The sequence below is a fragment of the Nocardia brasiliensis genome (assembly GCF_011801125.1).
In the GTDB taxonomy this organism is placed as follows: domain Bacteria; phylum Actinomycetota; class Actinomycetes; order Mycobacteriales; family Mycobacteriaceae; genus Nocardia; species Nocardia brasiliensis_C.
In genome coordinates this window covers 319,906-334,217 of the sequence record NZ_CP046171.1, presented here as the reverse complement: position 1 = coordinate 334,217, position 14,312 = coordinate 319,906, and the positions used below count along the sequence as shown (strand labels likewise).

Genomic DNA, 14,312 nt, shown 5'->3' with positions numbered 1-14,312 from the left:
ATTTGGCGTCCGCCCTCCCCCTACCGGTATGCTGCTCCACGGAGGATTCGCCTAGTGGCCTATGGCGCTCGCCTGGAACGCGGGTTGGGTTAACGCCCTCAGGGGTTCAAATCCCCTATCCTCCGCCACGAAGCGCCCCTGATCACGCGACTGCCGATCAGGGGCGCTTCGCATTGCCACGCCCTTGCGCTCGGCACGACCGGTGCACCCGAGGCTCGCTTCAGCGCACCCCACACATCGCGAGACATCCCCCGCTGCCAAACAGTTGCGGACGCCACAGCTCGCGCTCTCCTCGCGCCCGCCGCCAGCCGCGCCTTGGATGAAGTCATGGTGTTCCCATCACGAATACCGAGGCGGTGCGCCAGTGCTGTCCACGCGCTGAATTCCTACTTGCCGGGCAATGGATTGGGAATATGGACGTTAACTAATTAGTTGCCATCTTAAGATCAGGTGATCGGCATCTCGCAAGTCAGGTCGTTTCGGCTGCCTTCGACAAAGTGAGAGGTGTGAATCATGGCTAACCGTATAGACGTCGAATTCGCTGCCGACGACGGCACCGTATTGCGGGCTTGGCTGTATGCGCCGGCCGCTGCGGCGGCAGGGCCGTGGCCGGCTATCGCGCTGGTGAACGGATTCGCCGGTGTCCGCAGCGATGCGGTGGATGCGCTGGCCAGACGGGTCAGCGACGCCGGGTTCGTGGTGCTGGTGCACGACCACCGCGGTTGGGGCGGCAGCGACGGGAGACCCCGGCAGGACATCAATCCCCCGCAGCAGCTCGCCGATACACAGACCGCGATCTCGTTTCTCGAGGACCGACCCGAGGTTGACCCCGACCGGATCGGCGCCTGGGGCTGGAGCCTCGGCGGCGGGCATGTGCTCATGCTCGGCGCCATCGATTCCCGCGTGCGCTGCGTAGTAGCTCAGGTCCCGACGATCAGCGGCTCGGAAATTCTGCGCCGCAGGGGTGGCGAGCAGCTCGCCGCCTTCCGCGCCGCTTTTCTGCGCGACCGGCGGGCCCGTTTCCACGGGGCCGACCCCGCCGTGATCGCCGTGGCCCATGCCGAGCAGCCCGCCGCGTGGCAGGACCCCGACTCCATCGCCACCTACACCCGCGACCCGGCGCCGAACTGGCTCAATCAGGTCACCCTGCGCTCCCTGGAAGCGGACGGCAACAACGAGCCGGGCTACTACATCAGCCGCATCGCACCGACACCATTGCTGATGATCGTCGCGACCGACGACACCACCACCTACACCGATCTCCAACTCGCCGCCTACGAGCGGGCGCTGGAACCCAAGCGGCTCGTCCTGCTGCCCGGGACCCACTGGGACCTGTATGCCAGCGAGCCGGCTCGGCAAGCAGCCGTCGATTGGTTCACCGAACATCTCGCACACGCACCCGAACATCCGGTCGGCACAAATGGTTTCGCCCGACCGGACAACGCAGGACTGCCGATGACGGCAGATCGGTCCGGCGGCAACTGATGCCGGACGAACGATTGAGCAGCAACCCCGAAGCCGACAGCGACCCAGCCGGTCGCTGACCGAAGGGAGTGTAATGACCACCAGCCACGCGCCAACCGTGCTGACCGTCGAACATCCCGGCCGTTGGGTCACATTGCGCATCGACAACCCGCCGGTGAACGTGCTCGACGATCGCGTGCACACCGAATTGGCCGACGCCTTGGAGCGTCTCGAAGCCGATCCCGAGACCCGGGTCGTCGTCTTGGAATCGGCCGATCCGGAGTTCTTCGTCGCGCACCTCGATGCCACGCTCAGCCTGGAGCAGAACGACGTGGCGATGCGCGCATACGCCCGGACCCGTGCGGCATTGCGGTCGCCACGACTGGTCAGCATCGCCAAGATCCGCGGCCGCGCCCGCGGGGGCGGACATGAACTGGCCCTGCTGTGCGACATGCGTTTCGCGTCCACCGAGACCGCGCTGCTGGGGCAGCCCGAGATCAAGTTCCGCCTGCCGCCCGGCGGCGCGGGCACGCAGATGCTACCGGCGTTGATCGGACGGGCGCGGGCATTGGAGATGGTCCTCAGCGGACGCGATATCGACGCCGTGACCGCCGAACGCTACGGCGTGGTCAACCGCGCCATTCCCGACTCCGAACTGGACGAATTCGTCGATACGCTGGCCGCCCGCATCGCCGGGTTCGACGCGACCGCGGTAGAGGTGACGAAAGCGAGCGTGGATCGACGCTATCTGCCCCCGCTCGAGGATTTCCTGCGGGCCGGCGAGGACTTCAAGAAGCTGCGCGAGTCACCGGAAATCGCCGCGGAGATCGCGCGCGAAGCGCTGGCCAAGGGGGTGAATACCCGGGGCCCCTACGAGTTCGACGGTATGGGGAGCTGACCCGTGCACCTGAATGGCAACCGAAAGAAAGCAACCGACAACGAAATCCACATAGCTTTGGAGGTGCGATCATGACCGAGTTCGTCGAAGTGAAACTGGGCACCCACGCCGTCGAGGTTCCCAAGGGCGGCTACTTCGATCGTTACCGTATGCGGGCCGACCTCGACGAGGTCGCTCGCGATCCACAGGTCCGCAGCGTCGACTACTTCCGATCGCTGCGCAAGCGCGTGATGGACTCGCCGCTCGGCGAGACGGCGAATCCCACCTATTACTACAGCGCATCGATTCTGCAGCTGACGATGCTCGCGCCCTTGGACGCGCTGCACGACCGGTTGCCCGAACCGCTAGAGCCCCTTGCGCTCATGCCCGGCATCGGCATGGTGGCGATCGCCGTCTACAACTACCGGGTGAGCGATATCGACCCCTACCGCGAGGCCGCCGTGACGATCCCCGTCCGGCCCCCGCGGCACGGCGGGTCGCCGGAGATCGACGCGGCCGCCGCGCTGGCGAACGGCACCGCGTACTCGTACGTCCTCTCCCTACCGGTGACCTCCGAGATCGCGCGTGTGCGTGGCGTATACAACTACGGACTGCCGAAGTGGCTGACCGACGTCGACCTGGACATCGACCGGCGCGTCACCGCACGCATCGGCAACGACGACGGCGGCACCGACCTCGCCATCGATCTGCCCCTCCCTCCGATCGAGGACTACCCCTCCGGCACCAACATGACCACCTGGACCTCCCTCACCCAGCTCGACGGAGTCTGGGGCGAGAACAGGAACCAGACCAACATCCTGTCCGCGGGCAGCGTCGCGTTACCCCGCGAGATCGAATTGACCCTGGGATCCGGGCGAATGAGCGACGATCTGCGATCCGTGCACGCCCAGCAGATCATCTCGGCCAGCGTGATCCGCGAAGGCCAACTCACCCTGTACATGCCCCTCCCCACCTCCCTCCCGACCCTGTCGAAGTCGCACTGAACAACATCCCGGCCGACAAATGCCCCCGCCCAGCCGTTTTCGGCTGGGCGGGGGCAATGGCTGCCAGAGGTGATGACGGTCGACCAGGGCTGAACCGGCGAGATCACGCAGCCATACCTAACGTCGCCTACGCGCACGGCACGCTGCACGTGCAAAACCGGCACCGCACGTTGCCGCGTCGGCGGGTGTCGGCCGACCCTCGAATCCGGGACGCCAAGAACGCGATCCGCGTCCGGCCATCGAGGAGACAGCAATGCCTGACCACGAACACTGGTACCTGGTCTACGAACGCGACGTACTGGGCGAACCCGGCAGACCATGGCCGACCCGCCCCCGCACCAGACCCCAGACACCAGACACCCCCCGCTCCGCCGCGCACCTCCGCATAGTCCGCGCCCTACTATCCCGACGGCGCACCGAAACCTGAGGCACCCATACGGCTTTCGCGTCGACACACTTCAGCGGATGGCGGCTGTGAGGGCGTCGGTTACGGAGCGCCAGATGACGGCGGCTTCGAGGAAGCCTGCTTCGCGTAGTTCGGTGAGATGCCAGTCGGCGGGGTGGACCTCGCCGGTGACGTGGGCGTTGAGGATTTCGCGGCTGGCGGCGACGGCGGGGGCCAGGTGTGGGTCGGCTGCCGCGGCGAGCCACCAGTTGTCCCAGTCCAGGGTGCCCGCCTGGGTCACTCGCGCGCGGTGGGATCGCTGGATCACCTCGTCGAGGGCGTTGAGCAGCGGGGTGCCCGAGTCGGGCATGTGGTCGGCGTTGAGGAAGATGCCGCCGGGGCGGAGCAGTTTGCCGAGGTCACCGTAGAGCCGGACCAGCGGTTCGGCTTTCAGCCAGTGCAGCGCGGTCGCGGTGACGATCGCGTCGAACGGTTCGTCGCAGAGCTGAGACATCCAGTCCGGCGTCTTGATGTCGGCGGTCACGAAGGTCATTCGCGGGTCGTTCGCGAAGCTGCCGCTGGCGATGGCGAGCAGGGCCGGATCCCGATCGATGCCGACCGAGGTCGCGTCCGGCAGCCGGTCGAACAGCCGCCTGCTGATGGTCGCCGGGCCGCAGGCCAGGTCGAGCACCCGCGGTGCCGGGCCGGCCACGGCCTCGACCATGTCGATCATCACCCGGAACCGCTCCTCGCGGTCGGGCATATAGAACTCCTGCTGTCGATCCCAGCTCTCCTGCCACCGCTCCCAGTCCATGCCGCCTCCGAATGAGTAAGAACTGTCAACGCGTGCGCGCAGCCGCCTGATTCGATATTTCCGGGAATGATCCAACGCGAACTATTCGCTATTGCCGGAGCAGCTGATGAAACGCTACCAGCTGATTTACCGGGTTACCACGAGCGACAAGCAGGCGCCTAATGTGTCATTCGATAAGCGTCACACGGGCTCGACACGGAACACCGCGATCCGCTCGGCCGCATCGGCCAATGCCTCCGGGGTCGCCTCGGTGACGAGCCCGGTCTTCACGAGCCATCCGTCCAGCCGTTCCGGACCGTTCGCGATGTGCTCGCGCAGCAGCATGCGACATTGCCGCACAGGCAATTCCACCAGCCGCACGGTCGACGAGCACCGACCGCGCGACAGCGTGACGGTCGATGCCGCACTAACATTGGCCACCCACGCGGATTTCCCGCATACCTGGAACACGTAGCGCGCCGTCGATCGGAAGCACCGACAACGGACCACGCTGCCCGCCGCCCCCCGGCGTGCACACCCCGGAAGCCCTGGTCGACCCCGACGACTTCTTCGCCGCGCTCGCACCGCACTGCCTCGGCGCACCCGCGCCGCACGCCATGACGATCACCACCCGATCCTGGTTCGATGAGCGCGCCAACGCCGAAAGTCTTTCGGCCGCTTTACTCACCGCGCTGCTGGTGCCGCCGCGACCGTCGCCGTAGCCGTGCCGGCGGATGCGGGGTGCCGCGCCGCGCAGTACTGTCCTGCGCGGCAGACCCGCCGCCGGCCGACTCGGAACCGTTCTCCCGACCTCGGCGCGGCGGCAGCAGTGCAAACGATGGGCGCACCATGACCAACCCGCAGTACCGGCCGCCGCGACTACCGACCTGGCTGTGGGTGCTGCTCGTGGTGGTGACACTGGTGGCGGGCGGTGGTGTGGTCGCGGCCGCGGTGGTGGCCGACAAGAACACGAGCGGCACCGCCACCCCAGCACCGACGACACCGCGAACCCATCGACCGACACCACCGCAGACGCGTCGACCGACACCACCGCAAGCCGGTCGACCGACGCCGCCACCGGCCGGCCCGAGGACCGAACACCGCGCCACCCCGAAAATGGTGCGCTACGAGGTCCTCTCGTCGACCGGGATGGTGCCGCGGCTGCACTACATCGACGACGCGGGCCCGCATACCGAGATCAAAGCCCCCTCACCCTGGTCCAAAGAGGTCGTGACGTCGCAGAAGGACGTCCTGCTGACACTCACGGCGCAAGGCGACGACGACGCCGACCTGACCTGCCGCATCACCGTCGACGGCAGCGTGCGCACCGAGCGATCGGCGCAGGGGCCGCAGGCCAACGCCATCTGCACGCTCGACTGAAACGCGTTGCCGGACCGCCCACGCGGGGGCGGCACGGCCCCGCGCCTACGTCAGGTACACCGGCAGCGTGCGGTGCCCGTTGGAGATAAAACTGCCCATCGGCGCGAGCTCGGCCGGGTCGACGGCGAACCTGAGCTTCGGGAACCGCTCGAACAGTGCGGGCAAGGCGATCGTCGCCTCGAGCCGCGCCAGCGGCGCACCGATGCAGTGGTGGGCGCCGTGCCCGAAGGACACGTGCTCCTTGTTTGTCCGGTGCACGTCGAACGTGTCGGCGCTCGCGCCGTGCACCTTCGGGTCGCGACCAGCGCCCGCGTAGGAGGCGAGAATGGCCTCCCCCTTGGGAATACGGATATCGCCGAGGTCGATGTCCTCGACCGCGTAGCGCAGCGGCAAGTGCGCCACCGGCGCCTCGTACCGCAATGTCTCCTCGACCAGGTCCGACCAGGGCACCCGGCCCGCGAGCACGTCGGCGCGCTGGTCGGGGTGGGTCAGCAACGCGAATATCGCTTGGTCGAGCAGGTTCACCGTTGTCTCGTGCCCGGCGTTGATCACCAGCATCAGGGTGTCGACGAGCTCCTTCTCGACGAGCTGCGAACCGTCCTCGTCGCGGGTGGCGATCAGCACGCTGGTGACGTCGTCACCCGGCTGCGCCCGCCGGAACGCGACCAATTCGCTGACCAGGCCGTACATTTCGAGGTAGTTGGCCTGCGCCTGCTCGGCGGTGAACGAGGAGTCGAAGAAGCCGTCTACACACCGGTGCAGATCGGGTCCGAGATGCTCGGGCACACCCATCATCTCGGTGATTACCTTGATCGGCACCGGGTAGGCGAAACGGGCACGCAGGTCCACCGATTCGCCCGCGGGCGTCGCGGCCAGCGCGTCGAGCAGATGCGCGGTGATCTCCTCGATGCGCGGACGCAGGGCGGTGCTGCGCCGGTGGGTGAACGCGGGCGAGACCAGCCTGCGCAGCCGCCGATGCTCGCTGCCGTAGGCGGTGAACATGTTGTCCACCGCCACCCACGGCAGCAGCGGCCATGCCTCGGTGATCTCACCGTTGATGAACGAAGACCAGTGCTGGCGTGGGTCTTTGGATACGCGCGGGTCGGCCAGGAGGGTCTTGAGCAGGACGGCGTCGGTCACCGACCACGCGGGCACGCCACCGGGTAACGCCACCAGCGCCACGGGCCCGGTGGCGCGAATCCGCGCGCACTCACCCTGGATATCGGCACCGGTGGTGTCGAGGACTATCGGTTCATGCGCCATCGGAGGCTCCTTACATCATGTTCAACGGAGGGGACTTGGGAAAGACGACCGGGAGCGAGGCCAGCGCACGGTGGAAAGGACCTGGCCGCCACGTCAACTCGGCGGCCGGTACGGCGAGTCGCAGCTCGGGCAGCGCATCGAGCAACTGATCGATGGCGTCCTGGACCACCAGGTAGGCAACGGATTTCGCGGGGCAGGCATGCGGACCGGCACCCCACGCCAGATGCGCACGGTTGCCGGTGCGGTCGCCGCCGCGGATCTCGGGATCGTTGTTGCAGCCCGCGAGGCTGATCAGCACCGGCTGGTGCGCGGGCAACCAGTTGTTGTCGATCAGGATCGGCTGGCGCGGGTAGGACGTGCAGAAGTTCGCCATCGGCGGGTCGTTGAACAGCACCTCGTCCAACGCGTCCCGGGTGGACATGCTGCCGCCGAGCACATCGCCGCCGAAGCGATCGTCGGTGACCATCAGCAGCAGCGTGTTGGTGATCAGGTTCTGCTGCGGTTCGATGCCCGCCCCGTAGAAGCTGATCAGCTGGGACAGCATCTCCACATCGTCGAGTTCGGCGCGGTGGTGTGCCAAACGCGAGGTGACGTCGTCACCGGGTTCGGCCCGGCGCAGCTGGATCAGTTCCATCAGCGCCTCGCTGAGCATCTGCATGCCCTGGGCGGCGTTGACCGTGTCGAAGAGCGCGGCCATGCCGGTGGCTACCCGCTGGCCCAATTCCGCCGAGCAGCCGACCATTTGGTTGAGCACCTCGAAGACGAGCGGAAACGCGTACTGGGTCACCAGATCCGCGGAGCCCGCCGCGCAGAAGGTGTTGATCAGCGGGATCGCGATCCGTTCAACGGTGGAATGCAGTGCGTGCAGGTCGATTCCATCGATGGCCGCGGTGTAGGCCTGGCGATAGCGCGCATGTGCCGCACCGCTGTTGCGCAGCGCGTTCGGATACCACTCCATCATCGGCTTCACCGGGGAGTCCGCGGGAATGTTCTGCTGCCAGGTCCGCGGATCGGCCGGAAAGTGCTCCGGGTCGTTGAGGATTCGCAGTGCGGCCTGATATCCGACCACCAGCGTTGCCGGGACGTCCGGTGCCACCTCGATCGGCACCAGCGAGCCGTAGCCTGCCCGCATGTCGGCGTAGGCCCGGTGCGGATCGGCGGCGAACTCGGCGGTGTGCAACCGCACCCGGGGCCCGTCGGTATCGATCGACGACCCGTGTGGCACCGGGCAAAGGCCGGTTCGGGCGGTGGTGTTGGCTGCGGGGTTCTGCGACGTCGTCAAAACAGTGAGCTCCATACGGGGTAAGGCCGGTCACGCACCTCGGTCACATGCGGCGGAACAGATCGGAGGTATATCGGGTTCCAGCCGACCATAAGTGACAATATGTGGGTCATGCACATCGAGCGGTGGAACTCGGTGCGGCGGAGCCGGATTCACCGTGGTCATCGCGTAGTTATTGCCCAGCACCCGATTTCGGCCGGAAGCGCGGCCGCCGTGCGGGGCGCGGTCCCCTGCCACCGGTGAAAGAACGGGCGAGCGCTCAGCGCGTCCTGCCGGGGGTTCGCCGGACGTACCGATCAATCGGGCGGCGGTATCAGTCCACCTTGTAGAGCCAGATGTGCGGGGCGGCCAGTTCCCCCGCGGCGGTCCAGCGATAGGCGCGCGCCAGGCCGGCGCCCTCGTAGTTGTGCAGGTAGTCCAGGAGTTTCGGGCGGGTGACGTGGCCGGCGGCGATACCGGACAGGACGATCGTGGTCAGGTCGTACGCCTCGGTGGAGCCCGGACCCGGCGGTTCGCCGTTGAGCGCCTGGTACTCCGCGGCGAAGTCGCCGAGCACCGGTCCGCACGAGCAGGAGATCAACGCACCAGCGGCCGCATCCCCTGCCGCGGCGACGAAGTCGGCGGTCACCGTGCTTTCGGCGGACACGAACGGTGCCGTGACCCCCTTACCGCGCAGCTGTCGCAGCAGCGCGGCGGCTTCTTCGTACAGACCCGAATAGAAGATCGCATCCGGTGCCGCGGCGGCGATATCGGCCACGACAGCGGCGAAATCGCGCTCGCCGCGGCCGATTTCCGCGGCGCAGGCCGAGGTGGCCGCGGCGCCGATGCCCGCGACGACACTGCCCGCCAGGCTCCTGCCGTACCCTGACTTGTCCTCGACCACACAGATCTTGCGGAACTGCGCGGTGCCGAGCAGGTACTTCGCCAGCGCCGCGCCCTGCGCGTCGTCGGCGGCCAGACCGCGAAAGAAGGTGGTCCAGCCGTTGGCCGACAGTGTCGGGTCGGTGGCCGACGGCGTCAGGAACGGCAGCCCGGCGCCGTCGAAAACCGCGCCGGCAGCCCTGATTTCGTCGGACACCATCGGACCGACCAGAGCGACCGTGGACTGGTCCCGCGAAATCTGTTCGGCGGCACTCGCGGCCGCGGTGTCGACCTCCCGCACCGTCACCGCGCAACCTGGGTTGGCCTTCGTGAACCGGTCGACCGCCAACTCGACCGCACCTGAGGTGTATCGGTTCGCGCCGGATCGGCCGGGCGCCGCGATGGTTAGCGGTGCGCAGGTCGCGGCGCCGTCGCCGGCGGGGTCGGCGGCCGCCGTCGCCCTGGCCTGTTCTCGGCCCTGTGCATCGATCTGACTCGATGGCGCAACGGTTCTCGGTGCACCGGCGGTACCCGGCGCGGTCGCACCGGCCCACGCGATGGCCGTGGTGACGCTGCGCGGCGCCGTGGGCTCGCCGGTGAATCCGCCGAACGCCCAGACGGCGCCCAGCACCGCGGCGGTCCCGATGACAAGCGCGGAACCGACGATGCCGGTCCGGCGCAGCGCCCGGTTCGGCGCCGGTGGTGCGGCCTCGCGCTCGTCTTGCGCTGATGCGTCAGATGATTCGGCTCGGCGTTGTTGTTCCTGATCCGACGCGGAAGTCCGGTTGAACGCCGCATCCCGATCGCCTGGCGGCGGTCCTGGCCGCTCGACCGGGAGACTTCCGGTCGGCAGCTCGTCGGCGGATGTGGTTTCCGGTGCACGTGTGGCTGCGGGCGGGTGCGCCGGCGCTGTCGCGGGCCACTCGGCGGGGCGGGTTTCGGGGTATGCGCCCGGAGACCGCGCGCCGTGGAACAGCGGTGGCCGCGGCTCCGCACGAGACCCAGGGGTTGCCTCACCCGCAGGATCCGAAGCCCGGGTTTCCGCCTGCCCGGCAACAGCTGCGGCGCGCGCGGGCGAATCGACCTGTCGCGGTGGCGATGCCGCAGGCGGCACCCACGCCTGCGGAGTAGTCGGCGGTGCCGCGGCCGCACCCGGCACGGCGGCGGACAGAGCGCGCCGGGCCGTGTCGGCGAATTCGGTGCAGGAGCCGAACCGTTCGTCGGGGTCCTTCGCCAATGCCTTGGCCAGCACCGCGTTCAACGCCGACGGAAGCCCAGACCGCCGGTCGGCGACGGGCGGCGGCGGTTGTTGCAGATGGCCGGCGATCAAGCCCGCCGGGTTGTCCGCGGCGAACGGCGCCGAACCGGTCAGCAGCCAGAACAGCGTGCAGGCCAGCGCGTATTGGTCGGCTCGATGGTCGACGGTGGCGGCGGACAGCTGCTCGGGCGACGCGTACGCCAGGGTGGCGGCGAACATTCCGGTGCGGGTGAGCTGCTGGGACTCGTCGCGCAGGCGGGCGATACCGAAGTCCGTCAACAGGATTCGTTCTTCCTGGGCCGCCGTAGCGCGGGCCAGGAGGATGTTCGCCGGCTTCACGTCACGATGCAGGACGCCGACCGCGTGCGCGTAGTCGAGCGCCTTCGCCGTCTCGGCGACGATGTGGACGGCTCGCCGCGGCGCCAGCGTGCGCGGATCGAGCGCGCCCGCATCGGTGCCGTCCACGTACTGCATCGAGATCCAGCTGGTGTCCTCTTCGATGCCGCGGTCGTAGACCGCCACGATATTCGGGTGGTCCAGTCGCGCGACCAGCTCGGCCTCCCGCTCGAAGCGGGCCAGCATCTCCGGATCGGCGTGCAGGTTCGAACTGAGCAACTTCAACGCGACCCGCCGCGGCAACCGCGGGTGCCGCGCCAGGTACACCGATCCCATCCCACCCCGCCCCAGCCGCCGCTCGACCACGTACCCGGCGAAGATCTCACCAGCGCGCAGCATTGCGTCCTCTCCCACCTGGACCCGACCGTCGGCCCAGCCATCGTAACCTGCGGATTTGCCGTGATCCCCGCCTCGAAGGAAACCCTTTGACCGCGACCTGTCCGATCGAGCAGGCTCACAGTTGTGCACAGGAACGCGGAGCCGGTCGGGCTCGAACCGCTGACGGCGGCGAATCTGCCGCAGCTGCTGGCAGCGGCGGTCGCGGACGCCGACCCGCTCGAGGTGATGCCGCCGGTGCCCGGGGCATCCGGGTGGGATGCGAGCAGCGAGCAGGCGTTTCTGGAGTTTCACCGGGGTCGTGCGCTGCGCGACGGAACGCCGGTGGAGTACACCTACGTGATCACGGTGGGTGGCCGGGTGGTCGGGGCGGCCCGGCTGGAGCCGGGCGAGCACGGCGTCGAGGCGGGTGTGTGGATCGGCCGGTCCCGGCGCGGCCAGGGCATCGGCGGCGCCGTCGCCGAACAGCTTCGCGTCGCCGCCACCGAGATCGGCGCACGACGGGTCGTCGCGGTCACCACGGTCGGCAACATCGCCGCACGAAAGCTGTTGGCCGCCGACGCGCCGACCATCGATGGCGATACCGTCACCGCGACAGTGGATCTGGACTGAACCCGCCCGCGTACCCTGCCCCGAGTTCGTCCACAGGTCGCACAGGGACGCGTCGGCACCCTGTGGAACATCGGTGAGGCCCGCGCGATCCCGTGGCAGAGTGGATGCGGTGACCGGCATCGATTGGAACCACAACAGCTTCTACCATCGGTTCCTCGTGCGGCAGCTGCCGGGCAACGCCACCCGCGTGCTCGATGTCGGCTGCGGTACAGGCGCTTTCGCCGTCGTCCTGGCCGGGCACGCGGAGCGGGTCGACGCCATCGACCGATCCCCGGCGATGATCGAGGCCGCGAAACAGGTCGTGCCCGCCAACGTCACCTGCGTGCTCGGCAACATCCTGGCACAGCGGTTCCCGCCCGCGAGCTACGACGCGATCGTCTCGATCAGCACGCTGCACCACCTGCCGCTGGACGAGGTGCTTCCGGTGCTGGCGGACGCGCTACGTCCCGGCGGCGTGCTCGCGGCCGTCGCGCTGCCGCGCACCGACCTGCCCCGCGAGTTGCCCATCGAATTCCTTGCCGCTCTTGCCCACCGCGTGCTCGGCGGTGTTTTCGCGCTGCTGCGCACGCTCGGCCCCGGCGACTGGCACGCGATCGATCCCACGCACGCCGCCATGCCGGTCATGCTCGATCCGTCTCTGACCACCCGCCAGGTGCGCGAACAGGTGACCGCGCTGCTTCCCGGCGCGCGCGTCCGTCGGCGCCTGCTCTGGCGCTACTCCCTGGTCTGGCACAAACCGCTCGACCGATAGACCACCGAGGTTGTCACCGCCGCAGGCGGTGGACCACCTCGTCCAGGGCCGCGCGGAGTAGTTCCGTGTAGACGTCGAGGTCCGGGACGGTCGCGTCGTCGGCGTGCACAGAGACGGTGATGGTGTCGCCGAGTCCGTGCACACCGTGGGTCAGGCGCATGACCGAGCCGATAGCGGGAAAGCCCGCGGTGAAGCGCACGCGACCGGCGCCGAAGACAAGATCGGCCGGACCGCGGTGCACGCTGGATACCACGGTGTGGCCCGCGACCGAATCGGGGACGATGTCGATGGGATAGCGGGCGATGTCGCGGCGCAGCAGCGGGGCAGGGACGACCGCGGTGACCCGATCCTGCGCGGTGAGCAGCGGATGCCGCGCGCGGCGGCGCCGTTCGTGCAGCGTCGCCGCGATCTCGTCGGCGCGCGTGCACAGGTCGGCGACGTCGGCGCACAGGTCGACACTGAGGCTGCGATAGTTGTTGTGCGCCTCGGCCTTTGCCTCGTCCGACAGCGCCATCGGCACCTGCGCGCCCAGGCGAGCCACCCGCTCGCCACGGGCTTCGAGGTAGCGCGACAGCGCGAGCGACACCGCGGTGAGCACCACGACGGTGACCGTGCGGCCGGGCACCCGCAACGCCGACGCGGCGTAGACGAGCATCCGCACCCGATGCGCGCCGCCACCGGCGGCCCCGATCCCGTTGACCCGGTTCGGCGCGAAACCGGCACCGGGCTGCGGCAATTCGCCTGCCGCCGTCAGCGCCGCGAGTTCGCGCTGCGCCCGGAACGCCCCGTACCCGCGATAGGCCGTGCGCACCATGCCGATCGGAATCCTGGGCACCGCGAGTACCGCGTCCGCGTACGCCCGCGACGCGTCGACGACCTTCCCCATCAGCCCCCGCCGTCGCCCGGCCGGAGCATCCTCGGGGCCCGTGAACAGTGTCCGCGCGAGCTCGGCCGCCCGCTGGCCGTCGGCCAGTGCGTGCGACATCTGCAGCACCAGCACCAGCGCGGGTTCGATCGGCGCCCACTCGTTCCGGTCCGCTTCGGGTTCGCCGCCCCGCGGCTCCGGCGCACCGGCGATGCCCCGGAAGACATGCAGTCGCCACGGGTGGACCGCCGCATCGAGCACGGTGCCGACCAGCGACCCGAGCGCCTGCTCGAGGTGCTGCCAATCCGGCTGTGTTAGTGGGTGTTCCACGACCTGCTCGGCATCGAAGACACACGGCGCCCAGGACGGGTAGTCGAGATCGCCGGGCACATCGCGGGCCCTGACGCAAAGGGCGGCGCTGGCGGCGGCGCGCCGGGCGATCTGGGCACGCAGTCGCGCGAGACTCTGACCGGCGTCGTCGAAGCAGTACAGCAGGAACAGGTCATTGCGCGTACGGTCCGCCAACCAATACATCGTCGCGTCCTGCGGGGCCATCCTGCGCACCGTCCGACAGTAGCGAAGTCGCCGGATCGCGCCCCTATCCGCGTTCGGCACGGAGCATCCTGGGCCCGGAACGCGCTGCTCACCGAGCCCGAACTCGACATGACATTTAATGGCCGAATTATTTGACAGCGCAAGGCAATACCCAGTCCGTCCGCACGCAAACCAGTGGCCATTGGCGAACTCCGTCGTACTGTGTCAGATCCCGGAAAACCGCAGGGTAT

General features: G+C 68.6%; 13 protein-coding genes and 1 tRNA gene. 8 read left to right on the top strand and 6 right to left on the bottom strand.

All coding sequences use genetic code 11. The annotated features are described in order from the left end of the window. Positions 1–40: 40 nt before the first annotated feature. The 4 genes from F5X71_RS01580 (at position 41) to F5X71_RS01565 (ending at position 3,345) form a co-directional block, all read left to right on the top strand. Positions 41–128: transfer RNA gene (locus tag F5X71_RS01580), tRNA-Ser, on the top strand. A 385-nt stretch (positions 129–513) separates the two neighbouring features. Continuing rightward, the gene (locus F5X71_RS01575; RefSeq protein ID WP_167460329.1) at positions 514–1,485 is read left to right on the top strand and encodes an alpha/beta hydrolase; all 972 of its coding nucleotides are present in this window, start codon (positions 514–516) and stop codon (positions 1,483–1,485) included. A gap of 73 nt (positions 1,486–1,558) precedes the next feature. Beyond that, positions 1,559–2,362 carry an enoyl-CoA hydratase/isomerase family protein gene (locus F5X71_RS01570; RefSeq protein ID WP_167460328.1) on the top strand — a complete coding sequence of 268 codons (804 nt, stop codon included), beginning with the start codon at positions 1,559–1,561 and terminating at the stop codon, positions 2,360–2,362. Between the two features lie 71 nt (positions 2,363–2,433). After that, positions 2,434–3,345: an acetoacetate decarboxylase family protein gene (locus F5X71_RS01565; RefSeq protein WP_167460327.1), complete on the top strand. Its 912-nt coding sequence runs from the start codon at positions 2,434–2,436 to the stop codon at positions 3,343–3,345. 458 nt (positions 3,346–3,803) lie between these two features. On the opposite strand, the gene F5X71_RS01560 is transcribed toward F5X71_RS01565, so the two are convergent. Both F5X71_RS01560 and F5X71_RS01555 read right to left on the bottom strand, forming a co-directional pair. Then, a complete protein-coding gene (locus F5X71_RS01560; RefSeq protein WP_167460326.1) occupies positions 3,804–4,544 on the bottom strand; it encodes a class I SAM-dependent methyltransferase in 741 nt (246 codons plus the stop codon). Positions 4,545–4,724: 180 nt separating this feature from the next. Beyond that, positions 4,725–4,895, bottom strand: a complete 171-nt coding sequence (locus F5X71_RS01555) for a hypothetical protein (protein WP_167460325.1) — start codon at positions 4,893–4,895, stop codon at positions 4,725–4,727. A 158-nt stretch (positions 4,896–5,053) separates the two neighbouring features. Between F5X71_RS01555 and F5X71_RS01550 the strand changes: the two genes are divergently transcribed. Together F5X71_RS01550 and F5X71_RS01545 are read left to right on the top strand one after the other, a co-directional pair. Beyond that, the gene (locus F5X71_RS01550) at positions 5,054–5,245 is read left to right on the top strand and encodes a hypothetical protein (RefSeq protein ID WP_203218253.1); all 192 of its coding nucleotides are present in this window, start codon (positions 5,054–5,056) and stop codon (positions 5,243–5,245) included. A gap of 127 nt (positions 5,246–5,372) precedes the next feature. Next, a complete protein-coding gene (locus tag F5X71_RS01545; RefSeq protein ID WP_167460324.1) occupies positions 5,373–5,903 on the top strand; it encodes an MmpS family transport accessory protein in 531 nt (176 codons plus the stop codon). Positions 5,904–5,948: 45 nt separating this feature from the next. Here F5X71_RS01545 and F5X71_RS01540 read toward each other — a convergent pair whose 3' ends face one another. From F5X71_RS01540 to F5X71_RS36780, 3 genes are all read right to left on the bottom strand, one after another. Beyond that, the gene (locus F5X71_RS01540) at positions 5,949–7,166 is read right to left on the bottom strand and encodes a cytochrome P450 family protein (protein WP_167460323.1); all 1,218 of its coding nucleotides are present in this window, start codon (positions 7,164–7,166) and stop codon (positions 5,949–5,951) included. Between the two features lie 10 nt (positions 7,167–7,176). Further along, positions 7,177–8,463: a cytochrome P450 gene (locus tag F5X71_RS01535; RefSeq protein WP_167460322.1), complete on the bottom strand. Its 1,287-nt coding sequence runs from the start codon at positions 8,461–8,463 to the stop codon at positions 7,177–7,179. 298 nt (positions 8,464–8,761) lie between these two features. Continuing rightward, positions 8,762–11,302, bottom strand: a complete 2,541-nt coding sequence (locus tag F5X71_RS36780; RefSeq protein ID WP_238815675.1) for a bifunctional serine/threonine-protein kinase/ABC transporter substrate-binding protein — start codon at positions 11,300–11,302, stop codon at positions 8,762–8,764. Positions 11,303–11,425: 123 nt separating this feature from the next. Between F5X71_RS36780 and F5X71_RS01520 the strand changes: the two genes are divergently transcribed. Beyond that, complete coding sequence (locus tag F5X71_RS01520) at positions 11,426–11,911, top strand: GNAT family N-acetyltransferase (RefSeq protein ID WP_167460321.1); 486 nt, start codon at positions 11,426–11,428, stop codon at positions 11,909–11,911. Between the two features lie 109 nt (positions 11,912–12,020). Beyond that, positions 12,021–12,662, top strand: a complete 642-nt coding sequence (locus tag F5X71_RS01515; protein ID WP_238815674.1) for a class I SAM-dependent methyltransferase — start codon at positions 12,021–12,023, stop codon at positions 12,660–12,662. Between the two features lie 13 nt (positions 12,663–12,675). On the opposite strand, the gene F5X71_RS01510 is transcribed toward F5X71_RS01515, so the two are convergent. Continuing rightward, on the bottom strand, positions 12,676–14,082 hold the full coding sequence (locus F5X71_RS01510; protein ID WP_238816094.1) for a WS/DGAT domain-containing protein: 1,407 nt from the start codon (positions 14,080–14,082) through the stop codon (positions 12,676–12,678). Positions 14,083–14,312 lie beyond the last annotated feature (230 nt).